Origin of the sequence: Cellulomonas sp. S1-8 (assembly GCF_026184235.1) — a bacterium.
GTDB lineage: Bacteria > Actinomycetota > Actinomycetes > Actinomycetales > Cellulomonadaceae > Cellulomonas.
Map to the genome: position 1 here is coordinate 479,828 of NZ_CP110806.1, position 25,138 is coordinate 504,965.

The following is a 25,138-nucleotide window of genomic DNA, read 5'->3' on the forward strand; positions in this document are numbered from 1 at the left end:
GACGAGGACGGGGTAGCCGTCGACGACGGCAGCCGCGGACCCTGAGGCGTCAGACTCCCGCGGACTTCCGCGACGCCCGCGTCAGCCGTTCGACGAGGTCGTCCGGGATGTGCTGCCGCGGTGGCGAGAAGGTGATGCCGGTCTTGGTCGCCTTCAGTCCGGCGGCCGCGATGTCGTCGGCGTGCTCGGAGATGGCGTCCGGACGCACGTACAGACCGCACTGCTTGCTGAACGCCGCATAGCTCGCGACGACCGAGTCGCCGATCCGGAAGCCGGGCATGTTGTAGGCCACGATCTCTTCCGCTTCCGGCAGGGCGTGGGCCAGGAGCGCGCGCAACCGCTTCAGCGAGGGCTGGAAGGGCTCGGGGGCGGCGGCGATGTAGGCGTCGTGGTCGGCCACCGTCGTCATGACTGCGTCTCCCGTCTGGGTTGGTCTGGTTCCAGTCTGCCGAACACGTCCTTCTGTCGGCGTCAGGGCGGCACGGGCCTCCGCGCGTCGACGGGCGTGCCGAACTCCGTGCGGACGCCGCGGGAGAACAGCACCGAGTCCGGCGGTCGGTGCGTCGTCCCCGGGATCCCGCACGCGGCGACGAGGCGGTCGTCGAGCGTGAGCAGCTCGGCCGCGCGCAGCGGCCAGGTCTCGTGCCGGTTGGGCACGTAGAGCGTCCGGCCGAAGGCGCGCGTGTGCAGCCCCCAGCGCGCGGTGAGGAACTCGGCCTCCGGGTCGCCGGGGGCGAGCGCCTCGCCCGGCCGCACGACGACGCGCGTCGTGGCGTCCCGCGGTCCGGGCCAGCGGCGTCGCGACGTGTACGCCAGGACGCCGTCGGCCTCCGTGACGCGCATCCGCGCCCACGTGTAGGGGAGCGCGAACACCGCACGCGAGCCGAGGACGAACGCCAGCCGGGACGCCTCGAGCGTCAGGAAGACGACGCCCCGGCGGCCCTGCTCGTCGACCGAGTAGAGGCGGACGTTGGTCTCGGGGAACGTGCCGAGCCAGGGGAGGCCGGGGCCGTGCGCGGCACCCGCGCCGACCATGCGGAACGGTACGAGGCCGACCCAGCTGGAGCCGTCGTGGACGTCCGGTCGGGTGCCGGGCGGCATGAGGGGCGCGACGACGTCGGGTGCGACGCGCCAGTGGACGAAGGTGAGGTCGCGCCAGGACTGCCGCATGATCGGCCGGCCGCCCAGCTCGGGCGCCGTCGCGGTCACCGGCTGGGGCTGCATGGCGCCACTATGCACCCGCGCCCGGCGACCGGCAGGGCCTGCGCCCCCGTCGGCGCACCTACGCTCGTGACGTGACCACCGACGTCGTCGTCCTCAACGGCGGGTCCAGCTCGGGCACCACGACGCTCGCGCGGGCGCTGCAGGGCATGCTCGACGACGCGTGGCTCCTGCTCGGTGTGGACGACCTCGTCGACGCCCTGCCCCAGAGGGGCCCGGGAGCGACCGCGACGATCGCCTTCCCACCGGACGGGTCCGTGGTGGTCGGGCCCACGTTCATGCGGGTCCAGGAAGCGTGGACGGCGGGCCTCGCCGCCATCGCGCGGGCCGGTGTCGGCGTGCTGATCGACGACGTCCTCCTCGGCGGTGGCGCGTCGCAGGAGCGGCTCGCCGCGGCACTCGACGGTCTCGACGTGCTGTGGGTCGGCGTGCGGTGCGACGCCGACGTGGCTGCCGCGCGCGAGGCCGGCCGCGGGGACCGGGTGACCGGCATGGCGGTCGCGCAGGCCGACACCGTCCACCGTGGCGTCCGGTACGACGTCGAGGTCGACACGTCACGGGCCTCGCCGCAGGACTGCGCCCGGCAGATCCTCGCGGTGCTGGCCCGACGGTGAGCGGCGGGGTCGCCGTCAGCCGTCACGATCGGGTCGGTCCGGCGCCGCGAAGAGCGCCTGCATCTTGTCGATGCACTGCTCCTGCCCGGCCTGCGACTGCGCCCGTGTCTCCTCGTCCACGTACCCGGTCTCGGTCAGCGTCAGGCGCGTGCGCCCGTCCGGCAGGGGTTCGAGGACGACCACGTGCGGCACCTCGTCGGGCACGGTCGCCGGCACACCGGCATCGGCCGGGGCGAGGGGTGCCCCTGCGTCGTCCACGAACGTGCTGACGAACTCGAGGCGCTCGGGCGCCTGCACGGTCCGGAAGGACCACCGGTTGTGGATCCGGAAGCCGCCCCACTCGTCCGGTGCCTGCATGGTCACGAGGGTCGAGCCGCCGACGCGCACGTCCACGTCCGCGCGCGGGCACGTGAAGCCGACGGGTCCCCACCACCGGCGGAGCAGGTCCGGGTCGCTCCATGCCGTCCACGCGACGTCGGGCGGTACGTCGAGCTCGCGGGAGACGACGACGGCGTGCTCCGTCGGGTGCGCGTGCTGCTGGTCGTCGGCGGTCATCGGCTCTCCTCGGTGTCGCGGGTACGTGGTGGTGCAGACCGCCGACGCGCCCGGGACTCATCGCCCCCTCACCGTCGCCGCCTGGTCCCGTGGGGTGGCGGAACCCGCGCACGGACGACCGTCGTCGACGCCGGTGGTTCGAGCCCACGGGCACCTGCGCGAGCAGGCCGAGTACGACGGCGCGATGCGCCTCATCACCGCCAACCCCTGAGTCCGTCGCGACCAGCCGTGTCGGGGTGGCGGCGACGGGTGTCGCCGTGGCGCCGCTGCTGGCGCTCGAGCCGCCGGTACCTCAGTCGGCGAGGGTGAGCTCGGCGCCGCAGGACGGGCAGCGCGTCCGGCCGAAGAGCTGGAGCAGCTCGGTCTCGACCTCGGCGTGGTCGTGCGCGCGGCAGAGCCCCACGAGCCGGGTCTCGGCCGGTCCGAGCTGCGCCGGGTCTGCCGGGTGCACCGACCCGTCTGCGTCGACAAGGTCGGCGTCGGTCGTCATGACGAGCCGGCCGTCTGCCGGCTCGAGGTACAGGTGCTCACCGCAGGACCTGCAGTCCAGCTCGATCTCCTCGTCGGCGAGGCCCGTGAGCCCGCGCTGCCAGACCGAGCCGTCCAGGGCTGCGACCACCCCGAGCGCGTACAGGACGTCGACTCGCGCACGGACGAGACCCAGCTTGTGCTCGGCGACGGGCCGCAGCCCGTCGATGTGCGTGGCATGGAGCCGCCGGACCTCGGCCCGGTGCAGCGGGCCGTCGGTCGAGGCGATGATGGCCGAGGCGAGGAACAGGGCCGGATCCACTGCGACGTCGCCGCGCGTGCCGGCGATCCTCGCCAGCGTGGGCAGCGCCTCGTAGCTCGCCGGTGCCACCGTGCCCTGGTGGCACAACCTCGACCACAGCTCCTGCCAGACCGGTGCGTCCCAGTCCGACACCGAGGCGGCCTCGTCCAGCAGAGCCGGGACGCCGGCAGCACTCCCGTAGATGTCCCGCAGCCGCGACCAGTCCGTCATGCCGACAGCCAACCACTGCCGGCGCTCGTCGTCGCTCGCGTCCCCGGCCGTCCGCGTCGGCGTCCCACCGGGCCGGACGCGTCGCGCACCGGTGAGGTCGTGCTGGCACCCTGTCACCGTGCCCCCATCCCTCGCCCCGACGGTGACCGTCGTCGGCGCCGGCATCACCGGGCTCGCGCTCGCGGCGCTGCTCGCGCGGACCGGCCGCGACGTGACGGTGCTCGAGCGCGCCACCGACCTCGGGCCGGTCGGCGCCGGTCTGCTGCTGCAGCACCTCGGCCAGGAGGTCTGCCACGAGCTGGGGATCGGCGAGGCGCTGGGCGCGGCGTCCTCGCCGATCCGTCGGGTGGACGGCCGCACGGTCCGCGGACTGCGGACGATGCAGCTCGCGTACGAGGACGTCGCACCGGGCAGCACCGCGTGGGGGGTGCACCGCGGGACGCTCTTCAGCCTGCTGCGCGGCGCTGCGCTGGAGGCAGGTGCGCGGATCGAGCCCGGGTGGGACGTGCGGGGCGCGCACCGCGCGGACGTCGGCGGCGGCCGCGGGACCGGTTGGGTCGTCACGGACGCCGCGGGACGCCGTCGCGAGGCCGGCGACCTGCTCGTCGGGGCCGATGGCGCCGCGTCGACCGTGCGACGCAGCACGGTCCGCACCCGGCTGGACCGTCCGTACCCGTGGGGCGCGTTGTGGTCGATCGTCCCGGACCCGGACGGCCTGAGCGGGGACGCGCTCATCCAGCGGTGGCGCGACACCCGGACCACCCTGGGGATCCTGCCCACCGGTGTCGGGCAGGCGTCGGTGTTCTGGTCCGCGCGGGTCTCGAGGATGCCCGCCCTGCTCGCGGCCGGTCCGGAGGCCTTCGTCGACGAGGTCGCACCGCTGGCCGGGCCCCTGGCACCGCTGGTCGAGCGCGTCGCCGCCGCCGGTCTGCTCCCGGCGCGCTACCGCGACGTCGTGGTCGACTCGCCCGTCACGCAGGGCGCAGCGCTCGTCGGGGACGCCGCTCACGCGATGAGCCCGCAGCTCGGCGCCGGCGCCAGCCTCGGCCTCGCGGACGCGTGGACGCTCGCCCAGGCCCTCGACCGGCAGCCGACGCTGGCGCAGGCGCTCGAGGAGTACGCGACCGAGCGCCGCGCGCACCTGCGCTACTACCGCTGGTGGTCGCGGCTCCTCACCCCGACGTTCCAGTCGGGCCTCGTACCGCTCGGCCCGCCGCGCGACCTGGCGCTCGCCGTCGCGTTCCGCACCGCCCCGGTGCGTCGGCTGGCGACGGCGACGCTGCGGGGTGCGCAGACGTCCCCGTGGCGCACCTGGCACCTCCCACCGCCGGCCTGACGCCGACCTGCACCTCAAGGGGTACATATTTTTGCGCATCTCATGGACACAGCGGCGCCACGCACGCAGGCTTGCTCCGTGTCGATCATCCAGCCCGTCGAGCCCACCAGCGTCGCCCGCGCGGCGCTGTCCGAGACCCTCAAGCGCTTCCGCCGCGAGGGCCTCCACGCCGACCCGCTGGTCTTCGGCAGCCACCGCCGGGCTGAGGCCGTCGTGATGCCCTGGGCGCTGTATGTGGCCGTCCTGCCGGCGATCGAGGACGCTCAGATCGCACCGGTGCTGCGTGAGCGGATGCACGACGGTCGCGAGCGGGTGTCCCTCGAGGACGCCATCGACGAGCTCGGATTCGACCGCGCTGAGTTCGACCTCTGAGCACGCCGGTGAAGTTGGACCTGCACCCGGACGTCGTGAGTGACATCCGGGCGCTGCCGAGTGAGGCCGCGAAGCGCGCCGCGATCGAGACGATCAGCCAGACCCGCAAGGGCGTGCGTGAGGGCAAGCCGCTGGAGTACCGCGCCGGGACCGGTGATCTGCGCGACTGTCGTAAGTGCTGCTTCGACACCCCCGGGCGCGAGGACAAGCCGCGATTCCGGCTCGTGTACCACGTGACCAGCGAGGACGACGTGCAGGTGCTGGCCGCAGACGTCATCGCCGTCGGTGAGCGCGCCGCCCTGGCCGCGTACCACGAGGCTGCGCTCCGGCTGGGCGGACACCCTACGGACCGCGTACCCGCAGACTCGGACGACGAGCAGGACAACGACGAACGCGTCTGATCGGTTCGGTCGAGTCGCGACCCTCACCGCCGATGTCAGTCGGCGTATCGCACCGCGTGGCGCACGTAGATCACGCCGTTGTCGAACCGTCGGTGGTCCAGCAGCTCCAGGTCGAGCCGGACGCCCCGCGGCAGCGCGGGCTTGCCGCCGCCGACGAGCACCGGGTACAGCAGCAGCACGCACTCGTCGACGAGCCCGTGCCGGAACGCCTCGGCCCCGAGCGTCGCCCCGCCGATGCTGAGGTCCGCGGCGGACGTCTCCTTGATCCGTCGTACCGCCGCGGGGTCGAGCTGCCGCTCGATCCTCGTCCGCGCCGTCGTCACCGCGTCGAGCGTCGTGGAGTAGACGACCTTGTCGGCGTCACGCCAGATCCCCGCGTACTCGCGGACGACGGCCGGTTCGTCCGTCAGCCAGTCGTCGTCCTCCCAGACGCGCATCGTCTCGTACATGCGCCGGCCGTAGAGCGACGTGCCGATGCCGCGCTCGTGCTCGTTCCAGAACGCGTGCACCGCCTCGTCGGGTACCCCCCAGTCGAAGGAGCCGTGCTCGTCCTCCACGTAGCCGTCGAGCGAGGTGTTGGCTGCGTAGACGAGCTTGCCCATGGGTGCCTCCGGTCGGACGGGGGCTCCAGGTTGGCAGCGTCACGGACGCACCGGCAAGAGACGGGAGGTGACGCCACGGTCCCGGCCGTCGTCGAGGCGAGGGGGTGGCGGCCGTGCCACGGCCCTACCCTGTGCCGCCATGAGCCTGATCAGCGATCCGCCACGGACTGCCGCGTACCCGACGCCCCTCGACGAGCTGCTCCTCGGCGCCGAGACCGCCGCGCGGTCGGGCGACTGGCCGGCCGCGGCACGCGCCTGGCTCGAGGCTGCCCTCCGTCACCGCGCCGACGTCGGCGCCCGCCTGGACGACGCGACGGTGCACCTGCGCGCCCTCGCCGAGGCCGGTGCCGTCGACGCGGCGGGCGTCCTGGCGCTGCTGCTCGTCGAGCACGCGGGCGACCCGGCTGCCGCAGCGGTCGTCGCGCGCGCTGCGGCCGGGCGAGGGGACGCGGTCGGGCAGCGGGCGTACGGGTACCTGCTGGTCGGCGGGCGCGGCGTCGCGAAGGACGAGGCCGAAGGTACGGCGTGGCTCCGCCGGGCGGCGCAGCAGGGCGACGCGGTCGCCATGCTCAACCTGGTCGACGCGGCGTCCGAGGCCGAGGGCGACGAGCTGCTCGCCCGTGCCGCCGCCCTGGGCCTCGTGCCCGCCGGGGCGCTGCTCGCCGACCGGCTCTCCGCCCGCGACCGGGACGAGGAGGCGTTGCGCTGGTTGATCTGGGCCGCGGAGCGCGGGCACACGGGCGCGATGGCCGCCGCCGGCGACTGGTTCCGCGACGGGTTCGGCACCGAGCCCGACCCGGCGAGCGCGGTCCGCTGGTACCTCACGCTCCTGCAGCACGGCGACGGCGACCGGCTGCACGACGCGATCGAGCTCGTCCGCGAGACGCAGCTGCCCGCCGAGCAGGTGCGCCTCGCGGCGGCTCTTGCGGGCCGCCCGTCGGCGGGGGAGTCGCTGCTGTCGGTGGTCTACGGCCGCTGAGTCCGTCGCGCCGTCATGACGCCGGTCAGCACTGCCGAACGTGAGCTCGGGCTGACGCACCAGGGTTCGCGGAACCTCATCAAGACGGCCGAGGCGAAGGGCTGGCTGCACAGCCTCGGGACTCACGGCCGCGGCGGACGCGAGCACTGGTACGCGCCAGAGGTGCTCGCCATCATGGAGGCGCCGATGATGTACGACGCCGCGCCCTGACCGTGGCTCTACGACGCTGACACCCCCATCAGCCAGGCACCCCCGGAGCACGAACGGCCGGCCGGGGCGCCTTCGCCCCGGCCGGCCGTCGTCGCGCCGGTCAGATCAGCTGGCGGTGCAGGTGGCGCTCAGGCCGGTGCCGCTGCCGTTGGCGATGAAGCCCGCGGTGGTCGTCGCGCCGGCGGCGAGCGTCCCGTTCCAGGCCGCGTTGGCCAGCGTGTTGGTGCCGCTGAGCGCGGAGTTCCACGCCTGCGTGATCGTGGCACCGGCCACGGTGACCTTCCAGGAGGTGACCGCGGCGTTGCCCGCCTTCACGGTGACCGCACCCTGGAAGCCGCTGCCCCAGGAGTTGGCGGCACTCACCGTGGCGGTGCAGGAGCCGTTGCCCGGCTGCGGTGCCGGGGTGGTGGCGGTGGGCTGCGGTGCCGGGGTCGTGGCGGTGGGCTGGGGTGCCGGGGTGGTCGCGGTGGGCTGCGGTGCCGGCGTCGTCGCGGTGGGCTGCGGCGCCGGGTTCCCGCCGGGCGTGATGTACGCGTCGATGCACTGGTAGAACGCGTTCACCGTGTCGGCGATGTTCCACCGGACGAAGATCTTGTGGTTGCCCGTCGGCAGGTTGTTGATCTGGTGGGTGAATCTCTTGGGCGGCATCGCCCCGTTGTCGTTGATCGTGGTGTGCAGCACGCCGTCCACGAAGTACTCCCACGTCGACGTGGAGTGGTTGGCGACGATGTCCCAGGTGAACGTCTCGTTGGTGCTGACCGCCTGGCGCGGCCAGGTCCGGGACTCGTTGTCGAGCTCGGTGAAGCGGCCGCCGCCGGAGCACTGCATCGAGCCCTTCTTGGCCTCCACGCTCCACGGCTCGTACATGACCGGACCACAGTTGCTGATGGCGCCGGTGTAGCAGAGGTCCTGCCGGCTGGGCGGGTCGGAGATCCACCCGTGCGCCGCTGCGGGGGACGTGGGTGCGACGGCGAGCATCGCGAAAGTCAGTGCGAGCACCGCCATGACGGACAGGAGCAGCCGCGCGGGGGCGCGTTGCGGGGCACGGGAAAGAGCGGAAGTTCTCATGACGGGTCACCTCGACCGGGAGTGGGTCGGACATGGACGGGCCCGGCCGAACGTACGGGGCGACGAGCCGAGCAGACAGGGCGAGAAACGTTTCGGTCACCGGGTGCGAACGGGCTCGAACCACGCCTCTGCGGGTCACCTGCCAGGGATCTGGTGACGGCCCTTCCGTCTTTCCCTCGACCCTGCCGAGCAGGTCGACGGTGTCGCTGCCTCCGGAAGCGCCCTTGGCCGGTGGGGCTGCTGAGTACGCTGATCGACGTGACCGCCGAGGACGCGGTGGGGCGCCGGCCGGACCCCTGCCGGTGCTGCGCGGACAGCGCGCGGCGACACGTGCACGGTGCTCGGTCCTGCCCTCTGACCCGACGAACCTAGGGACGCTCATGGCCTTCTCGGATCACCTCGATGTCATCGGAGCCTCGCGTGAGATGGGTGCGGTCACGATCGACGTCGCGGTCGACACGCCCGACCAGCCCCGGGTGTGGATGGTCGCCCCTGACGCGGACCTCCCCGACGGGCTGTCCTGGTCGGCGCTGACCGGCGCCGGGTTCACCGGTGCTGCGGGCACCGTGCACGTGGTCGCCGCGGAGACGCCGCTGGTGCTGGCGGGGACCGGGGCCACGCCGACGCTCGACGACTGGCGCGACGCTGCGGGTCTCGGGTCCCGGGCCGCCTCACCGCACACCGATCTGGCCGTCCGGCTCCCGGACGACGTCACCGCCGACGTCGTGCGCGCGGTCGTCGAGGGGACGCTGCTCGCGCGCTACCGGTACGACGCGCTGCGGGCCCAGGCGCAGGGGCACCGGATCACGCGCCTGACCGTGGTGACGGGTGCCGCGCACGACGAGACGGCGGCGGCCGCGGGCCTCGGGGTCGCGTCCGCCGGTGCGACCGCGCTCGCTCGTGACCTGGCGAACTCCCCGCACAACCACCTCACGGCCGCCCGGTTCGCCAGGATCGCGGTCGATCTGGGCGCGGAGGTCGGCCTGGAGGTCGAGGTATGGGAGCAGCAGCGCTGCCGTGACGAGCGCCTGGGCGGGCTGCTCGCGATCAACGCCGGAAGCGACGAGGAGGCCCGGTTCGTGCGTCTGCGCTACGTGCCGTCCGGCGCCCCCACGGGTCGGCTCGCGCTCGTCGGCAAGGGGATCATGTACGACTCGGGCGGGATCGGCCTGAAGCCCAACAACGACTCGCACGCGCAGATGAAGAACGACATGTCGGGTGCGGCGGCCGTCCTCGCGGCGATGCTCGCACTGCCGGCGACCGGTGGGACGGCGGAGGTCGTCGGCTACCTCATGTGCACCGACAACATGCCCTCGGCGACGGCCGCCGCGCTCGGCGACGTCGCACGCGGCCGCTCGGGTCGCACCATCGAGATCGTGAACACCGACGCCGAGGGCCGCGTCGTGATGAGCGACGCGTTCACGCTGGCGGTCGAGGACGGGGTCGACGCGATCGTCGACATCGCCACCCTGACGGGGTCGGTGGCGCGCGCCTTCGGGTCCCTGCTCTCCGGCATCACGGGCTCGGACGACGAGCTCGTCGCCACCCTCACCGCTGCTGCGAACGCCAGCGGCGAGCGGGTGGCGCCGGTGCCCCTGGAGCACCGCTACCGCCCGCAGCTGAGCTCGCCCGTGGCCGACCTGCGCAACCTCGGCCCCGCCGGCCAGCCCGACGGGATCATCTCGGCGCTGTTCCTGCACGAGTTCACCGAGGGCCTGCCGTGGGCGCACCTCGACATCGCCGGCACCGCCTGGTCCACCGTCGACGCGGGGTGGCAGACGCCCGGCTGCACGGGCGTCGGCGCCCGGACGCTACTGGTTGCCGCCGGAGGCTTCACGGCCTGACGGCACCGGGAGTGACGAGCGTCGTCGCAGGGTGCCCCACAGCCACATCGTCACGGTGGCCGCGATGCTGGCGATGGTGAACGGGACCAGGCCCCAGTCGGTGATCAGGGGGACGGACAGCGCGGTGATGAGGCCACCGCCGAGGAACGGCTCGTAGGGCAGCTGCTTGTAGCCGTAGTCGTTGGCGGTGGACGTGCGCCGTTGCGGGTCGACCATGTCAGCGAGCACGAAGCCCGTGGCGACGTTGCCCTGGGACTGCCCGAAGTCGGCGATGGCGTGCTCGAACCAGTTGTGCCGGTGGAACCGCCGGCCCCACCACAGCAGCGTCACGACGCTCCACCCCACGCCGATGACGGTGAACGTGACGATCGCCGGCACGTTCGCGCCGATGGTCGCCATGGACATCGTCCCGATCGCGCAGACGAGCAGCGCGTCGAGGAACACCGAGGAGATCCCGTTGACGGCCCGCTTGTCGATCTTGGCGGCCTGCCCCGTCCTCGTCGCGACCCACTGCACGACGAACCCGCCGATCACCGCGACCGGGAACAGGGGGAACTTGTCGAGGATGTCGGAGCCGAGCGCGGAGACCACCCACCGCGCCGCCCACAGCAACGCGACGGAGACCAGCAGGGCGATGCCGATGAGGGCGAACGCGAAGGTCGTCGGGTGGATGCCGGAGTCCTCGACGTCGTGGTCGTCCGACGGTGCGAGGGGCACCCGGTCGACGTCGTAGTCCTCGGACGCGGACAGCGGGACGTTCCGCATCACCTGCACCTGGGGGCTGCGGACGGCCCAGCGCACCAGCGCGGACCCGATGACGATGCCGGTGACCATGCTGATGGTGGCCAGGCCCAGGCCGATGTCGACCACCTCGGGGGCGCCTGCCTCGACCAGCAGCGGCCCCATGCCGGCGATGGTGCCGTGCCCGCCGGCGAAGGACATCTCGAGCAGCGACCCGGCCTCGTGCGGCAGCCCGAAGACCGGCGTGAGGATGAACAGCACGGCGAGCCCACCGAGCGCGAACTGCCCGAAGGACAGGAACGAGCCGAAGATCGCGTGCGGTGCGGCGGCCGTCCACAGGTCCTTGCCCGACGGCAGGGTCTTGCCGATCATGATCGCCGCGAACACCACCGAGATGAACAGGCCGGGCAGCACCCGCCACACCTCGAGGACGTCGGCGGGGAACAGCCCCTGGCTGCTCGTGAGCTCACCGAGCACCTGCGGGCCCAGGAGCAGCACCAGGAAGCCGGTAACGATGGAGGACGGGATGAACAGCGCCCGCAGGAACCCGACCCGGCGGCGGACCCACCACCCTGCGGCGAGCATCGACGCCAGGATGACGAACGCCAGGCCGACCGTCTGCGCCTCGCTGAGCCGATCGAGCACCAGCCTCACCCCCGCGACGTCGCAACCGTCCCCGGATCATGACAGAGCACGCACGCGGCCGGTGCCCACTTGTCCACACACGCGACCGATCGACGCGAACTGGACCATTCAGACCGGACGGCGTGGTTCGATGGCGAGACGTGTCCGGCGAGCCAGGAGTGGTCGATGAACCCTGTCGTGGCGTTCGTGGTCGTCATGCTCATCTGGACCGTCAGCGACTACGTCGCGAAGAGGACGAGATCACTGCTCTCGTCACTCTTCGTCGCCTCGATCATCTTCCTGATCGGGTTCCTGACGAACGTCTTCCCCGAGGACCTGCTCGCCAGCTCGTCGCTGCTGGCGCTCGCCGGCGTCGTGGTCGGCTTCATCATCGTGCACCTCGGCACGATGATCAGCCTCGACGACTTCAAGCAGCAGTGGCGCACGCTCCTCGTCGGCATCGCCGCCGTCGTCGGCATCGGGGTGTTCCTCCTGATCGCCGGGCTCCTCTTCGGTGGCGGCGTCCAGCCGGGCGAGTACGACGAGCTCGCGGCCCAACCGCTCGACTTCGTCATCGCCGGCGTCGGAGCGCTCAGCGGCGGGACGATCTCCGTCCTCATCGTGCAGGAGGCGGCGCTCGGGGTGGGGCTCACCTCGGTGGCGATCTTCCCGGTCCTGATCGTGGCGCTGCAGGGTCTCGTCGGCTTCCCGCTGACGTCGCTCATCCTGCGCCGCGAGGCGGCGAGCGTGAAGGCCCAGGTCCGTGCCGGCGAGCTCCCCGTCGAGGCGGTGCAGGACACGCCGGACGGGACGGTCGCGGACACGGGCCGGCTCCCCGCCGCGTTCCGGACGACCGCCGGGACCCTCTTCGTCGTGGGTGTGGTCGTGCTGGCCGCCATGGGGATCAACAACCTCACCGACGGGATCCTCAACACGTTCGTCGTGGCGCTGATCTTCGGCATCGCGCTGCGCACCACGGGGGTCTTCAAGCCGTCGGTGCTGGGCGGCATCGACGCCCTGGGCCTCATGATGATCGCGATCCTGATCCTGGTGTTCGGGCCTCTGGCGACGGTCGAGCTGTCCGATCTCGCCAGCCTCGCGGTGCCCCTGCTCATCACGTTCGTGTTCGGCCTCGCCGGGATCGCGGTCTTCGCGGCGGTGACCGGCAAGCTCCTCGGGTACAGCATCCCGATGTCGATCGCGATCGGTCTGACGGCGCTGTTCGGCTTCCCGGGCACGATGATCCTGGCCCAGGAGGCGGCCCGCGGAGCGGGGGAGTCGCCCGAGGAGGTCGCCGCGATCGAAGGTCAGATCCTGCCCAAGATGATCGTCGCCGGGTTCGCCACCGTCACCATCACGTCCGTGGTCGTGACCAGCATCATCGCGGGCGGCATCGGCCGTTGAGCAGGCACCGCCGTCGGAGGGACTGAGCATGTCGGACGCCACGGTCAGTCTGCTGATCCTGGCCGCGTGCGTCGGCCTCTTCGTCTGGAACCGCCTCTCCGTGGGCGTCGTCGCGATCCTCACCGCGCTGGCGCTCTACGCGACGGGGCTCGTCGACGCGGCGCAGGCGGTGGCCGGTTTCGGCGACCCGGTCGTGATCTTCATCGCGACGCTCTTCGTCCTGTCCGAAGGGCTCGAGTCGTCGGGCGTCACGGCGTGGGTCGGGCAGCAGCTGGTCCAGCGGGCCGGGACCGCACGCAGCAGGTTGCTGATCGCCCTCATGGTGCTCGCCGCCCTCATGGCGGCCCTCGTCACGCCCAACGGTGCCGCGGCGGCGCTCCTTCCCGTCGTCGTGCTCGCCGCGCGGCGGTCGGGGCAGGCGACGTCCCAGGTGCTGATGCCGCTCGCGTTCGCGGCCAGCGCCGGGGCGCTGCTCGTGCTCAGCGGCAGCCCGGTGAACGTCATCGTCGCGGACGCGCTCGCCGACCGGACCGGGGAGCCGTTCGGGTTCTTCGAGTTCGCCCTGATGGGGCTGCCGCTCGTCCTCGTCACCGTCGCGGTCTCCGTGCTCGGCGGCCGTCGGCTGCTCCCGAACCGGACCCCGTCGAGCCTGCCCGCCGACTACTCGCAGCACGTCGACACGCTCGTCGAGCACTACGACCTCGCCGTCGGGTTCTTCCGGCTGACGGTCCGAGCGGCCTCGGACATGGTCGGCAGGCGATGCGCGGAGGTCGCGGTCCCCGACGACGTCCGACTCATCGGCGTCCAGCGGGCCTCGGGCTCGCCCGCGGGCGAGGACGACCCGTTGGAGGTCGGCAGCGTCGTCGTGGTGACCGGGAGCAACGCGGGGATCGCCTCGGTCATCGAGCAGCACGGGCTCGCCGTCGCGTCCACACCGCTGACGCGCGGGACGCGCGAGGCGCTGCTCGGTCGCGAGGTGGGCGTGGCCGAGGTCGTGGTGCGGCCGCGGTCGCGACTGATCGGCGAGGTCGCCTTCGCCGGCGTCGCCCACTGGGGCGTGACCGTCCTCGGGATCCGCCGGCGCGGCAAGGACAAAGGTGCCCAGAAGGTGACGCTCGCGGAAGGGGACTCCCTGCTCGTCCACGGACCGTGGCCCGCTGTGGAGGCGTTCTCCGACAACCAGGACGTGCTCGTCGTCGACAGCCCGGAGCTCGTCCGCCGTCAGACGGTCGCGCTGGGCCCGACTGCTCGGCGCGCCCTGGCGGTGGTCGCGCTCACGGTCGTGCTGCTGGCCACCGGTGTCGTGCCGCCCGCGATCGCGGGCCTCATCGGCGCCGGCGCCATGGTCATCTGCGGGGTCGTGACGGGGCCGCAGGCCTACCGCGCGATCTCCTGGCAGACGGTGGTGCTGATCGGCGGGCTCATCCCGCTCTCGGTGGCGATCGCCACCAGCGGCGCGGCGGACCTCATCGCCGGGTGGCTCGGAGGCATGGTCGGCGGCGGGGGCGAGCGCGTGCTGCTGGCGACGATCTTCCTGCTCACGCTGCTGCTCGGCCAGGTCGTCAGCAACACCGCGACCGTCCTCATCGTGCTGCCGATCGCGGTGGCGATGGCCGACGACGCGGGGGTCCCGCTCGCGCCCGTCCTCATGCTGGTCGCCGTCGCCGGCGCCGCGTCGTTCCTCACGCCGATCGCCACCCCGGCGAACCTCATCGTCACGGGGCCGGGGGACTACAAGTTCTCCGACTTCTGGAAGCTGGGGCTCGCGACGACGGTGGCGTGGTTCGTCGTGTCGATCGCGCTGATCCCGGTGATCTGGTCCGGCTGACCTGTCGAGCAGGCCCGAACCGCCAGGACTCGGTGGAGTCGGTTGCCGAGCTCGTGCCACATGATCAGGGCGCGAGCTCGGCCCCGTGCTCGCGCAGGATCTCGATCGCTCGGGGGCCGATCGCGTGGAGCGCGAGGAGCTGTTGCTCGCTGACTCCGTGGAGGTCGGTGACCGTGCGGTAGCCGGCGGCGTCGAGGGCACGGGTGGCAGGCTTCCCCAGCGCCGCCGGGAGGCCTGCAGATGGCTCGTTCATGCCACCAGGATCGCGCCGGAAGACGCGGCGGGCAACGGTGGCACCACTCGTCGTTCGTCGTCCTGAACGCGGTGGCCTGCCGGTCTCCGTTCCCTCGTCCCGGACGGTGCGCTGGGAGTTGCGTCAGGGGTGATCGGTCCGTCGACCGAGGTGGCGGACGAAGAAGCGGGCAGCGTCCTCACCGGCGTGGGGCGGGACCCCGGTGTGCCCACCCATGTTCGCCTGAAGCGTCTTCTCGGCGGAGCCAAAGGCGTCGAAGAGGTCGAGAGCCATCTGGCGGTCGTTGCCGTGGTCGTCCCACTGGAGGAGGACGTGCAGCGGGATCGTGACCCGTCGTGCCTCGTCGATGATGCTGCGAGGGACGACGCTGCCGGCGAACAGGCCGGCGGCCACGACGCGCGGCTCGGTGGCCGCCAGCCGGACGCCGAGGGCGATCACACCCCCCGAGATCGCCACCGGGCCGCCGACCTCGGGCAGGGCGAGGACGGCATCGATGAGTGCCCGCCACTCCGGGACGGCCCGCTCGACCAGCGGGAGGACGAGTCGGTCGACGACGTCGTCCCCGGGCCTGTCGCCCGCGCTGATCGCGCTGAGCAGCTCCGCCCGTGCACCGTCGAGCTGCGGGATGGGCGGTCGGACACCGGCTCCGGGCAGCTCCAGGGTCGCGGTCGCGTACCCGAGCCCCGCGAAGTGGCGCGCCCGCGCTTCGAGTCGGGGCCGCATCGCCTGCAGCCCACCAGGATGGCCCAACAGGATGAGGGGGACAGGCGAGGACGCAGATGCGGGCGTCCACAGGACGCCGGGGATCTCGTCGAGGGTGAACCCTCGTTCGCGGGTGCCGTCGTCGACGAGTCGGTTCGAGGAGAAGTGCATGGTCGTGCCTCTCGGGGTGCTGGCGGATCGGCGCCCCCGGGCGGCCTACCGCCCGACCGCGACCCCTGAGGGGAGCGCCCATGTCGACTCGATCACGGGTACCACCTCCTCGTCTCCTGGCCCGGCACCCGGACCGTAGCAGCGCACCGCGCGGCCCGACACGGAAAGACGACTGCCCGGCCATGCCGCTGCACGGGGAGCGCGCGGGGTCCGAGCGGCTGCGCAGGCACTGACGCCGCGCGGGAACCGGCACTGTCGCGAGCGACCTCGGTAGGGTCCGAGATCGTGGTCGTCACCTCCCTGCGCCGGTACCCGGTCAAGTCGATGGGCGGTGAGGCGCTGACCTCAGCCGAGCTCGACCACCGCGGGATCCGGGGGGACCGCTGGTACGCCGTCGTCGACGGTGACGGGCGGTTCGCGTCGGTCAAGGACTCGCGCCGGTTCCGTCGCCGTGACGCCGTCGTGAACTACACCGCGTCGACCACGGCGGACGGCGAGGTCGAGGTCCGCTCGGGGGACGCGAGCTGGCTCGTCGGCGACCCGCTGCTCGACGGGCACCTCACCTCCGCCATGGGGAGTGCGCAGCGCCTCCTGCCCGAGGCTGCGGTCCCGCACCAGGACGCCGGTGCCGTCTCCCTCGTCGGCACGGCGACGATCGCCTGGTGCGCCGCCCGGTGGGGCGGCAGCGACGACCCACGCCGGCTGCGCGTCAACGTCGTGGTCGAGACGCAGACGCCTTTCGTCGAGGAGACGTGGGTCGGACGCCGGCTCGCCCTCGGGTCGGCCGTGCTGACGGTCGTGGAGCGCATCCCACGGTGCCGGATGATCGACGTCGAGCAGGACGGGACGAGCCCGGGTGCCCCGTGGCTCCGCCCGCTGGGCGCCGAGCGCGACCTGTGCCTCGCGGTCTACGCCGACGTCGTCCGACCGGGTGTGGTCGCCGTCGGCGACGAGGTGTCGGTGGTCTGAGCCGGGTAGGGGCAGCGACCCGGGAAGGAGGGGGTGTCGATGGGTGTTCGCGTCGGACTGTGTGGGTGGACCGTCTCCCAGGCCTCGTACGTGCGTCGCTTCCCTGTCGTCGAGGTGCAGCACACGTTCTACGAACCGCCGTCCGACGCCGTGCTGATGCGTTGGCGGGCCCAGGTGCCGGCCGGTTTCGAGTTCACGATCAAGGCGTGGCAGATCGTCACCCACGAGTCGAGCAGCCCCACCTACCGGCGCCTGAAGCAGCCTCTGCCGGACAGCGCACGTGGCCAGGTCGGAGCGTTCCGGACCACGCCGCCGGTCCTCGCCGGATGGCGTCGGACCCTCGAGTGCGCACGCATCCTGCAGGCCACCGCGGTGCTGCTGCAGTGCCCGAAGAGCTTTCGCCCGACGCCGGACAACGTCGAGCGGCTGCGTCACTTCATGTCGCAGGTGGAGCGGCCGGCGGGGCGGCTGCTGTGGGAGCCTCGCGGTGAGTGGCCCACCCAGCTGCTCACGGAGCTCTGCGCCGAGCTGGACCTTGTTCACGTCGTCGACCCGATGCAGACCGAGACCGTGACGCCGGAGCAGACCTACTACCGCCTGCACGGCACGGCCGGCTCGCGTCACGTCCACACCGATGACGAGCTGTGTCGGCTCCGGGACAGGATCGACGGCCGCCCGTCGCCCTACGTCATGTTCAACAACCTGCCCCGCGTGGGCGATGCCGAGCGGTTCCTCGCCCTGGTCTGATCACGCTCGGCAGAGGCTGGATCCACGCGAGGCGCCCGTCCGGCAGGAGCGTGAGCCGGTCGACGTCACGGGGCCCGTCACCCACGACCGGTGCGGTCCCGCCAGCGGGCCTGCTTCGCGGACGTCTCGTCCCCACCCTCGCGCAGCGCGGCAGCGATCGGTGCGAGCGCCTGCACGACGTTGTCGTACTCGTCGGCTTCCTCCCACAGCTCTCGCCACTCGGACCCCTCGGCGCAGGTCCGCTCGAGTGCCCGGGCCGCCAGCGCCCGAAGGTCGGCGTCGGGGCGCAGGTTGGTGACCGTCGCGACGTCCGGCCCGTAGTTGTGGTCGATCTCCGGTCCCCCAGGCAGACGACTGGCGACCACGGCCGCCGCGGCGATGGCGACCATGCCGTCGTCCCCGTCGAGATCGTCCTCCGCCTCGATCGCCGAGGTCAGCGCCTCACGGACGACGCTCTCTCGCTGCTGCGGAGCCGCTTCGTCGAGCCCGGCAGCCCAGTCGGCGGCAGTGTCGTTGTCGAACGGCCCGAGGCCCCACGTTCCCACGCCGTGACCGTAGCCGGGATCCGCCTGCGGTCGAGGTCAGGGCACGTTGATCCACGCCCGGGTCGATCCGGTCTGCGGGTCGACGTCGAGGTAGTCGTCGCGCCCGTCGCCGTCGAGGTCGGCGAACTGGACCCGGCTGCCCGGCACGCCGACCCCGAAGGCGACCTGCCCCTGGGGCAACCAGAGCCACTCGCCGCCCTCGGGTCTCGGCCCGCCGTTGATCCACATGTCGACGGAGCTGTTCTCGTGCAGCACCAGGTAGTCGGGGCGGTCGTCCCCGGTCAGGTCGGCGATCCGGATCTGGCTGCCGGGCGCGGCGACGCCGCCGGCGACGGTGCCCTGGAAGCGCCAGATCCACTGCTCACCGCCCGCCGGGTTGCGATCGCCGTTCAGCCACGCCTGGACCGAGCTGTTGTCGTTCACCCGCACGTAGTCGGCCCGGCCGTCGGTGTCGATGTCGGCGAACCGGATCTCGTCCCCGCGCGCGCTCACACCGTTGGCGACGGTGCCCAGCCCGTGCCAGAGCCACTGCTCGGCGCCCGACGGGTCGCGACCGCCGTTCAGCCACGCCCGGACCGAGCTGTCCTGGTTGACCACGAGGTAGTCGGCGAGGCCGTTGCCGTCGAGGTCGGTGAAGCGCACCCGGCTGCCGGACGTGCCCCCACCGCTGGCGACGGTGCCCACCCCGTGCCAGATCCACTCCTCGCCGCCCGCCGGGTTGCGACCGCCGTTCAGCCACGCCTGCACGGAGCTGTCCGCCTGGATCTGCAGGTAGTCGGCCGAGCCGTTCCCGTCCAGGTCGGCGTACACGGCCCGGGTGGAGCTGCCCGTGGTGATCGAGCCGCGCGGCTCCCACTGCCAGACGCCGGTGCTGCGCCACATCCGGGTGTTGCCGGTGGTCGGGTCGACGTCCAGGTAGTCGGCCCGACGGTCGCCGTCGATGTCGGCGAACCGGATCCGGTCACCCGACACGCCGACGCCGGTCGCGACGGTGCCCTGCGGGAACCACGTCAGCTCGTCGCCCGTGCCGGGCCCGCCGTTGAGCCAGGCCTGCACCGAGCTGTCCGCGTTGAGCACGAGGTAGTCGGCTGAACCGCTGGCGTCCATGTCCGCGAACCGGATCCGGTCGCCGGGTACGCCGACGCCCCCCGCGACCAGCTTCGCGGGGCCGACGGAGCCGTTCAGGTTCATCCGGGCGATGACGGAGCTGTTGTCGGCGACCGTCAGCCAGTCGGCCCGGCCGTTGGCGTCGATGTCGGCGAAGTGCTGCCGGGCCTGCGGGAGGCCGCTGTTCAGGTGCGGCACCAACGTGCCGTCGGCCCGGTAGGTCTGGAGGAAGTTGGACCCGGAGTCGTACTTGATCATCTCGGCCCGGCCGTCGGCGTCGATGTCGGCGAAGCGCCACACGGGTTGGATGGCCGCCTCGAGCGTGCTCACGGTGCGGGGCCCGAGCCAGGTCACGGTGCCGTCGGGGTTGATGCCGCCGTTGGTCCACTGGGTCACCGACTGGTTCGGGTGGGTGACCAGGTAGTCCGCTCGGCCGTCACCGTCCAGGTCGGCGAAGTGCACCTGGTCACCGCTGCCCAGCGACAGGGCGCCGGGGTACGCGCCGGGCCTCATGGTGCCGCTCGCCACGACGCCCTGCGGTGCCCAGCCGCGCACGGGGCCGACGGGGTCGGACGGCGTCCCGGGTTCGCCCACCCAGCCCATGATGAGGGCGGTCCGGACGCCGGCCCGGAACGCGTCGGCCATCTTGCGGTAGCCCTGGTCGTTCGGGTGCAGCCCGTCGGCCAGATCAGCCAGCGTGACCGCGCCGAGGTCGACCCGGACGAGGTGGTCGCCCCCCTCGATCCGGTTGTCGAGCATCGTGCTGATCGCCTGGTTGTACGCGGTGATCCGGTTCTGGATGCCCGGGTCGGCGGACGGCGTGAGGGTGCCGACGACGATGGCGACCCCGGGCGAGCCGACGAGGATCTGGTCGATCAGCGCGCTCAGCCGGCCGGGGGCGTTCGCCACGTCCACGTCGTGCACCATGTCGTTCGTGCCGGCGAGCAAGGTCACCACGTTGGGGCGCATCGACGCGACGGCGTCGCTCGTCTCGTTGTGGATCTGCGCGATCGTGTAGCCGGGCCAGCCCTGGTGGTCGGCGTCGGGGACGTCCCGGCCGTGCCTGCGCTCACCGACGAGGTCGCGCTTGAAGCCGGGCTCGTAGATCCGGTCGCTCTCGTGCCAGCCGAGGAGCTCACCGAGGGTGAACTTGCCGAGGTCGTCGTGCAGCTTGCCGCGGTAGCCGGACTCGTTGCTGCTGCCGTGGCCCTCCGTGATCGAGTCGCCGACGGGCATCAGTCGAACGGCGGACGGTGGCTCGGCAGCGGCGCGCATCCGCCCGGCGCCCACGGGACGGTGGTCGGACGGAGGTCCTCCGAGCACGTAGGCGTCGCCGAGGTCGGTGTTGCGCTCGTTGGTGACGAAGTAGTCGTACCGGTTCCCGCTGTTGTGGGTCGGAGTGTTCACGTTGGTGGTGATCGCGCCGGCCAGGGGTGGGAAGTAGTTCCGGCCGACGAGGACCTGCGGCTCGACGTTGAAGTCCCCGCCCACCGTCCACCGGTAGTCGACCCCTCGCTCCTCGCCCCAGCGGAGCACCTCGTCGTCGACCGCGTCGAGCAGCTGGCCGGCGTCACCACCGCCACCGGAGAGGGCATGGACGGTGAAGTACCAGTGCGCGCCGTACCGGACGCCGAGGGCGATGCGGCCCGCGTCGATCGGGTTCTCCACCACGTTCACCTCGTCGGGCTCACCGTCGACGACCATGGCGATGTTGACCCGGCCACCCCGACCGTCCTGGGTCAGCACGAAGTACACGTGACGCACGGCGGACCGGCTCGCTGTCACCACGTCCCAGATGTAGTGCTGAACGGTGTGGTTCGTTCTCGGCGCTCCGGTGCCGGGGCCCCCGGTCGTGAGGGTCCGGTCGCCGATGTGCACGGCGGACCTCGCCGGAAGGGCGCCGGCCTCCTGCAGCATCATGATCGGGTACTGCAGCGCCCACGTGCGGACGTGGTTCTGCCACTTGTTGGTGGCGCCGGTCCCGCTCTCGTTGGCGCCCTGCATGTTCCACGTGAACACGGACGTGCTGGCCAGCGGCCGGTCCTCTGCCGCGGCGGGTGCGGCGGGCAGCGCGACCAGGAGGGCTGCGAGCAGGCACAGCACCATCGCTGCGGCCACCGTCGGCGTCGACGTCGGTGTGAGCCCGACGACCCGTCGGCTGCCCTCCGGGCGAACGAGGTGCGATCTCATGTCACTCCTGACCTGGGGCCGGCTGCGAGGACGCACCGCCGGTGCGCTCGGTGTCCATGACGGATGCGGGGGCGTCCGCGCCCCAGGCGGCGAGCAGCGGCAGGGTGCGCGCCGTCCGGGAGTACGGCTCGACGGTGTAGAGCACGAGGTGCTGCTCGGTCTCCTGCGGGGCGACGAGGAGCTCGACGTCGAACGCGAGGTCACCCGCGACGGGGTGCCGGATGCGGCGGGGGGCCGAGGAGTACTCGCTGACGCGGTGGTCGTCCCACCAGCGGGCGACGTCCACGTCGGCTCGGCGCAGCTCGTCGATGTGCTGGGCCAGGTGGCGGTCCTGCGGGTACCGTGCGGCCTCTCGGCGCAGCCCCGCGACGGCTGCGTGGGCACAGGTGTCCCAGTCGAGGATGCGTTCGCGTGCGTCCGGGTCGAGCAGCAGGTAGCGCGTGTACGACGTGCCCGGCTCCATCGGGTGCCCGTAGACGGCGCAGAACAAGGCGTTGCGGGCCAGCACGGTCCCGCGTCGTCCGATCACGACGGCCGGCAGGTGGTCGAGCATGCTGATCACGCGCAGCAGGCCAGGGTTCGGCCGCTGCGGTCGGTCGGTGGCCGCCCGCACGGTGGGCGACGCGGGTGCGGCAAGGTCGTCGAGGTGGGCGCGTTCGACCTCGTCCAGGCGCAGCGCCCGCGCCAGCGCGTCGAGGACCTCGCGGGAGACGTTGGCCTGGCGGCCCTGCTCCAGGCGGCTGTAGTAGTCGACGCTGACCCCTGCCAGCATGGCCAGCTCCTCCCGGCGCAGACCCGGCACCCGGCGCTCACCCGGCAGCGGGCTGATGCCTGCCTGTTGAGGCGTGAGCCGGTCCCGGCGCGAACGCAGGAACTCTGCCAGCTGAGCTCGGTCACGCCCCATGTGCTCGACCGTAGATGGCGAATCGCCCGATCTGGGTAGTCCCGTCATGCCCAGGCAGGGCGGTGGGCGCGCGTGCGCACCCGGGCCGTGACGAAAGTGACGAGGTCGACGAGAGCCGTGGACTACGTCAGTGGGCCGTCGGGCTGGGACTTCAGCTGGCGATGCGCAGGTAGAACGCGGGGCCCTCGTAGGCGTACTCCGGCATGGCCTTCACCAGTGCGATCTCGTCCGGGTTCGCCGAGTAGAAGTGCGTGCCGGACGCGGGCCGGAAGAACCGGTGCATGGCGGTCAGGCCGGGGCCGGATGCGGAGAAGACGCGGCCTGCGATCCCGTCGAGCTGGTACTGCGGGAACTTCACGACCTGCGCGTACTCGAGGGTGTTCGCTGTGTAGAAGTGCGAGGCGGTGCCCTTGAGCTGGAAGCGGTTCAGGTCGGCCAGGGGTGTGGTCAGCGAGGTCGCCCTGGGCGCCTTGATGTACGCCACCCGGCCCTCGTACAGGTACTCGGGGTAGCTGATGACGGTGTTCCGCTCGCCGTCGGACGTCGAGTAGAAGTGGGTCCCGGTGCTCGGCACGTAGAAGCGGTAGAGGGGCATCTCATCCGCAGCGGCGGTGCTGTGGGGGTACTGGACGAGGATGATGTAGGCAACCCAGCCGTAGTCGGAGTGTGCGATCGCGACACCCGCATCGGTCATGGTCGAGGCCCAGTGCGACTCGCGCTCCCACTCATGGAGCCAGTAGTCCACGAGCCCGAGGAAGTCGGACTCGGTCACGGGCGACCCGTCCTCCCAGGTCCCCCACGAGTAGATCAGGCCCTGGGTGCCGTTCAGCGAACCGGCCGGCACCTTCCACTCGAGGTCTGGGTCGTCCTGGGGTGACCCCTCGGCATTTTGGGTCCAGCCCAGTTCCACCTGCCGGCTCGCCCAGTCTCCGGCGATGGAGTCGAGCTCTGCGCGGCGGCTGACCGGCTCGCTTCCGCCGGAGAGGCGTGCGAGGTTGACGCTCCGGAAGGCGGGCCAGTCGAGGCCCTTGACGGTGCGGTCGGCCGTGGCCGACGTCGCGGCGGCCCGGGGCGCGTCTGCGGACGCGTGGGGTGCCGCTGCGGCGGCGTCCCAGGACGACGACGGGTCGAGCGCGCCGCGCGAGGAGTCCGGGCCGGCCGAGGCAGCCGCTGCGCCGGTGCCCGTGAGGGCGACTGTCAGGGAAAGACCCAGCGCGAGCCGGGTCAGCATGCGGTAGCGCACGGGGTTCTCCTCGGGTGTGCCGATTCCGCCGCCCGAGGTGCGCGGGTCGTGTTCGGCTCATCGGCATCGGATGGCCGACCGGAGAAAGGGTCGGCCGGCCCGGAGCACCATAGGCCGGCGAGTTCACCGCTGTGGCCCTGCGTTGCCCGGCGCACATCGAATGCGCGGCGAATGGAGGAGATCGTCGGATTTGTCAGACGCCCGACGCAATACCTGTCCGAATCCTCTGCGTGCTGCGTGCTGCGGCTTGACCTCGACGACGTACGTGCCGCCGTGAGCAGAGCGGGACGGCAGCGTCGATGTCCGCCAACCTCCTCAGTCCTCGTCGGCGACCCACAGCACCCCGGCCCGCAGGGGTCGATTGGTCGCGAACCGGCACTCCTCCAGGCTGAACGACCCCACGAAATTCTCCGCAAGCTCGTGTGCCCGCGGTGCCGGGACGACGACGCCGCCGTCATACGGAGGACATGAATGCGGACGAGTCCGACCACGCGGCGACGAGAGCGTGGTTGTCACGGTCGGCCCGCGACCCAGGGATGCCTGCCGAGGCGGGGCGTCTGTCAGGGCAGACGTTCGCTCAGCACCCGGTCGAGCGCCGCGCGTCCCGCCGGCCCCCACGCCGGCTTCCCGCCAGGCAGACCGCGGTCCCCGTTCTGGCCCATGAGCATCAGGAAGAGGCTCTTCAGAGCTGCCAGTCCGCGCGCACGTCGGATGGTCGCCTCGTCCGCCTGCGCGTAGGCGGCGAAGAAGCGTGCGGTCGCGCCCGCCGGCAGCAGCAGCCAGGCCGCCGCGAGGTCCCAGGCCGGGTCGCCGGCGAACAGGTCGCCGAAGTCCACGATGCCGGCCAGCGTCCCGTCCGCGACGACGACGTTCGCCGGGTGCAGGTCACCGTGCACCCACACCGGCCGGTCCTCCCATGCGGGGGCCGCGACGGCGTCGTCCCAGACGGCCCGGACGTCGGCGGGGTCACACCCGATCGCCTCCGCGTCCACCGAGCCGAGGAAGTGGTCGAAACCGCCGGTGCAGTCCTTCGGGTGCGCGCCGCGGTCGGTGCTCACCGGTGCGTCGGCGGGCGCCTCCACGTGCAGCGCCCGGAGGAACGCCGCCAGGGCGTCGGCCGCGTGCTCGCCGCGGGTGATCGACCCGCGATTCAGCGGCTGCCCCGGGACCCACGTCATGACCGTCCAGAGCTTGGGGAATCGCGCGGAAGGCGCACCGCTGCGCACCGGGACGGGAACGGGCAGCGGCAGGCGTGGGGCGAGCAGCGGCAGCCACCTGCGCTCCTTGAGCTGGTGATCGGGCTCGGTGTCCATCCGCTGGATCCGCACGGCCAGCTCGTCGCCGAGGCGCCACATCTGGTTGCCCCAGCCGCCGTCCACCTCGCGCAGCGGCAGCTCGGCCAGGTCGGGGTGCTGGTCCCGCAACAGGTCGCGGACGAGATCTGCGTTGATCTCGGTGGTGGTCATGCGGAGTCTCCTCCAGGCGGCGACGGCGCGGGCGATCTCCCT

General features: G+C 72.4%; 25 protein-coding genes. 11 read left to right on the plus strand and 14 right to left on the minus strand.

What is annotated here, in order from left to right; all coding sequences use genetic code 11:
* Nucleotides 1–49: 49 nt before the first annotated feature.
* Together OKX07_RS02245 and OKX07_RS02250 are read right to left on the minus strand one after the other, a co-directional pair.
* Nucleotides 50–409 (minus strand): iron chaperone, encoded by a 360-nt coding sequence (locus OKX07_RS02245; RefSeq protein ID WP_265630243.1) that lies wholly within the window; start codon nucleotides 407–409, stop codon nucleotides 50–52.
* Nucleotides 410–471: 62 nt separating this feature from the next.
* Nucleotides 472–1,224 carry a YqjF family protein gene (locus OKX07_RS02250; RefSeq protein WP_265630244.1) on the minus strand — a complete coding sequence of 251 codons (753 nt, stop codon included), beginning with the start codon at nucleotides 1,222–1,224 and terminating at the stop codon, nucleotides 472–474.
* Between the two features lie 71 nt (nucleotides 1,225–1,295).
* Here OKX07_RS02250 and OKX07_RS02255 point away from each other — a divergent pair, with 71 nt between their 5' ends.
* Nucleotides 1,296–1,835 (plus strand): chloramphenicol phosphotransferase CPT family protein, encoded by a 540-nt coding sequence (locus OKX07_RS02255; protein ID WP_265630245.1) that lies wholly within the window; start codon nucleotides 1,296–1,298, stop codon nucleotides 1,833–1,835.
* Nucleotides 1,836–1,850: 15 nt separating this feature from the next.
* On the opposite strand, the gene OKX07_RS02260 is transcribed toward OKX07_RS02255, so the two are convergent.
* Both OKX07_RS02260 and OKX07_RS02265 read right to left on the minus strand, forming a co-directional pair.
* Entirely contained in the window at nucleotides 1,851–2,390 is a 540-nt protein-coding gene (locus tag OKX07_RS02260) for an SRPBCC family protein (RefSeq protein ID WP_265630246.1), read from the minus strand.
* Nucleotides 2,391–2,682: 292 nt separating this feature from the next.
* Nucleotides 2,683–3,507 (minus strand): hypothetical protein, encoded by an 825-nt coding sequence (locus tag OKX07_RS02265; RefSeq protein ID WP_265630247.1) that lies wholly within the window; start codon nucleotides 3,505–3,507, stop codon nucleotides 2,683–2,685.
* 1 nt (nucleotide 3,508) lies between these two features.
* Here OKX07_RS02265 and OKX07_RS02270 point away from each other — a divergent pair, with 1 nt between their 5' ends.
* The 3 genes from OKX07_RS02270 to OKX07_RS02280 all read left to right on the plus strand — a co-directional run bounded on the left by OKX07_RS02270 (nucleotide 3,509) and on the right by OKX07_RS02280 (nucleotide 5,499).
* The gene (locus tag OKX07_RS02270; RefSeq protein WP_265630248.1) at nucleotides 3,509–4,726 is read left to right on the plus strand and encodes an FAD-dependent oxidoreductase; all 1,218 of its coding nucleotides are present in this window, start codon (nucleotides 3,509–3,511) and stop codon (nucleotides 4,724–4,726) included.
* 78 nt (nucleotides 4,727–4,804) lie between these two features.
* Nucleotides 4,805–5,098, plus strand: a complete 294-nt coding sequence (locus OKX07_RS02275) for a hypothetical protein (RefSeq protein ID WP_265630249.1) — start codon at nucleotides 4,805–4,807, stop codon at nucleotides 5,096–5,098.
* 35 nt (nucleotides 5,099–5,133) lie between these two features.
* Nucleotides 5,134–5,499 carry a hypothetical protein gene (locus OKX07_RS02280; protein ID WP_265630250.1) on the plus strand — a complete coding sequence of 122 codons (366 nt, stop codon included), beginning with the start codon at nucleotides 5,134–5,136 and terminating at the stop codon, nucleotides 5,497–5,499.
* Nucleotides 5,500–5,534: 35 nt separating this feature from the next.
* On the opposite strand, the gene OKX07_RS02285 is transcribed toward OKX07_RS02280, so the two are convergent.
* Nucleotides 5,535–6,101 carry a dihydrofolate reductase family protein gene (locus OKX07_RS02285; protein ID WP_265630251.1) on the minus strand — a complete coding sequence of 189 codons (567 nt, stop codon included), beginning with the start codon at nucleotides 6,099–6,101 and terminating at the stop codon, nucleotides 5,535–5,537.
* Nucleotides 6,102–6,240: 139 nt separating this feature from the next.
* Here OKX07_RS02285 and OKX07_RS02290 point away from each other — a divergent pair, with 139 nt between their 5' ends.
* Both OKX07_RS02290 and OKX07_RS02295 read left to right on the plus strand, forming a co-directional pair.
* Complete coding sequence (locus tag OKX07_RS02290; protein WP_265630252.1) at nucleotides 6,241–7,080, plus strand: tetratricopeptide repeat protein; 840 nt, start codon at nucleotides 6,241–6,243, stop codon at nucleotides 7,078–7,080.
* 15 nt (nucleotides 7,081–7,095) lie between these two features.
* Nucleotides 7,096–7,290 (plus strand): hypothetical protein, encoded by a 195-nt coding sequence (locus OKX07_RS02295; RefSeq protein WP_265630253.1) that lies wholly within the window; start codon nucleotides 7,096–7,098, stop codon nucleotides 7,288–7,290.
* A 105-nt stretch (nucleotides 7,291–7,395) separates the two neighbouring features.
* Here OKX07_RS02295 and OKX07_RS02300 read toward each other — a convergent pair whose 3' ends face one another.
* Nucleotides 7,396–8,358 carry a lytic polysaccharide monooxygenase gene (locus OKX07_RS02300; protein ID WP_265630254.1) on the minus strand — a complete coding sequence of 321 codons (963 nt, stop codon included), beginning with the start codon at nucleotides 8,356–8,358 and terminating at the stop codon, nucleotides 7,396–7,398.
* A gap of 425 nt (nucleotides 8,359–8,783) precedes the next feature.
* Between OKX07_RS02300 and OKX07_RS02305 the strand changes: the two genes are divergently transcribed.
* Nucleotides 8,784–10,202 (plus strand): leucyl aminopeptidase family protein, encoded by a 1,419-nt coding sequence (locus tag OKX07_RS02305; protein WP_265630255.1) that lies wholly within the window; start codon nucleotides 8,784–8,786, stop codon nucleotides 10,200–10,202.
* On the opposite strand, the gene OKX07_RS02310 is transcribed toward OKX07_RS02305, so the two are convergent.
* Entirely contained in the window at nucleotides 10,170–11,588 is a 1,419-nt protein-coding gene (locus OKX07_RS02310) for a sodium/glutamate symporter (RefSeq protein ID WP_265630256.1), read from the minus strand. The two genes, OKX07_RS02305 and OKX07_RS02310, sit on opposite strands and share 33 nt — an antisense overlap.
* A 165-nt stretch (nucleotides 11,589–11,753) precedes the next feature.
* Here OKX07_RS02310 and OKX07_RS02315 point away from each other — a divergent pair, with 165 nt between their 5' ends.
* On the plus strand, nucleotides 11,754–12,971 hold the full coding sequence (locus OKX07_RS02315; protein WP_265630257.1) for a hypothetical protein: 1,218 nt from the start codon (nucleotides 11,754–11,756) through the stop codon (nucleotides 12,969–12,971).
* Nucleotides 12,972–12,999: 28 nt separating this feature from the next.
* Nucleotides 13,000–14,799, plus strand: coding sequence for an SLC13 family permease (locus tag OKX07_RS02320; protein ID WP_265630258.1), 1,800 nt, complete (start codon nucleotides 13,000–13,002; stop codon nucleotides 14,797–14,799).
* 64 nt (nucleotides 14,800–14,863) lie between these two features.
* Here OKX07_RS02320 and OKX07_RS02325 read toward each other — a convergent pair whose 3' ends face one another.
* Together OKX07_RS02325 and OKX07_RS02330 are read right to left on the minus strand one after the other, a co-directional pair.
* Nucleotides 14,864–15,052 carry a hypothetical protein gene (locus OKX07_RS02325; RefSeq protein ID WP_265630259.1) on the minus strand — a complete coding sequence of 63 codons (189 nt, stop codon included), beginning with the start codon at nucleotides 15,050–15,052 and terminating at the stop codon, nucleotides 14,864–14,866.
* A 123-nt stretch (nucleotides 15,053–15,175) separates the two neighbouring features.
* Entirely contained in the window at nucleotides 15,176–15,775 is a 600-nt protein-coding gene (locus OKX07_RS02330; protein ID WP_265630260.1) for an alpha/beta hydrolase, read from the minus strand.
* A gap of 435 nt (nucleotides 15,776–16,210) precedes the next feature.
* Here OKX07_RS02330 and OKX07_RS02335 point away from each other — a divergent pair, with 435 nt between their 5' ends.
* Together OKX07_RS02335 and OKX07_RS02340 are read left to right on the plus strand one after the other, a co-directional pair.
* Nucleotides 16,211–16,894 carry an MOSC domain-containing protein gene (locus OKX07_RS02335; RefSeq protein WP_265630261.1) on the plus strand — a complete coding sequence of 228 codons (684 nt, stop codon included), beginning with the start codon at nucleotides 16,211–16,213 and terminating at the stop codon, nucleotides 16,892–16,894.
* 90 nt (nucleotides 16,895–16,984) lie between these two features.
* Nucleotides 16,985–17,641: a DUF72 domain-containing protein gene (locus OKX07_RS02340; protein ID WP_265630262.1), complete on the plus strand. Its 657-nt coding sequence runs from the start codon at nucleotides 16,985–16,987 to the stop codon at nucleotides 17,639–17,641.
* Between the two features lie 77 nt (nucleotides 17,642–17,718).
* On the opposite strand, the gene OKX07_RS02345 is transcribed toward OKX07_RS02340, so the two are convergent.
* The 5 genes from OKX07_RS02345 to OKX07_RS02365 all read right to left on the minus strand — a co-directional run bounded on the left by OKX07_RS02345 (nucleotide 17,719) and on the right by OKX07_RS02365 (nucleotide 25,096).
* On the minus strand, nucleotides 17,719–18,186 hold the full coding sequence (locus tag OKX07_RS02345) for a DUF4259 domain-containing protein (RefSeq protein ID WP_265630263.1): 468 nt from the start codon (nucleotides 18,184–18,186) through the stop codon (nucleotides 17,719–17,721).
* Nucleotides 18,187–18,222: 36 nt separating this feature from the next.
* Nucleotides 18,223–21,483, minus strand: coding sequence for an FG-GAP-like repeat-containing protein (locus OKX07_RS02350; RefSeq protein WP_265630264.1), 3,261 nt, complete (start codon nucleotides 21,481–21,483; stop codon nucleotides 18,223–18,225).
* Nucleotide 21,484: 1 nt separating this feature from the next.
* Nucleotides 21,485–22,387 carry a helix-turn-helix domain-containing protein gene (locus OKX07_RS02355; protein ID WP_265630265.1) on the minus strand — a complete coding sequence of 301 codons (903 nt, stop codon included), beginning with the start codon at nucleotides 22,385–22,387 and terminating at the stop codon, nucleotides 21,485–21,487.
* Nucleotides 22,388–22,538: 151 nt separating this feature from the next.
* A complete protein-coding gene (locus OKX07_RS02360; RefSeq protein ID WP_265630266.1) occupies nucleotides 22,539–23,630 on the minus strand; it encodes a hypothetical protein in 1,092 nt (363 codons plus the stop codon).
* A 560-nt stretch (nucleotides 23,631–24,190) separates the two neighbouring features.
* Nucleotides 24,191–25,096: a phosphotransferase gene (locus tag OKX07_RS02365; protein WP_265630267.1), complete on the minus strand. Its 906-nt coding sequence runs from the start codon at nucleotides 25,094–25,096 to the stop codon at nucleotides 24,191–24,193.
* Between the last annotated feature and the right edge of the window lie 42 nt (nucleotides 25,097–25,138).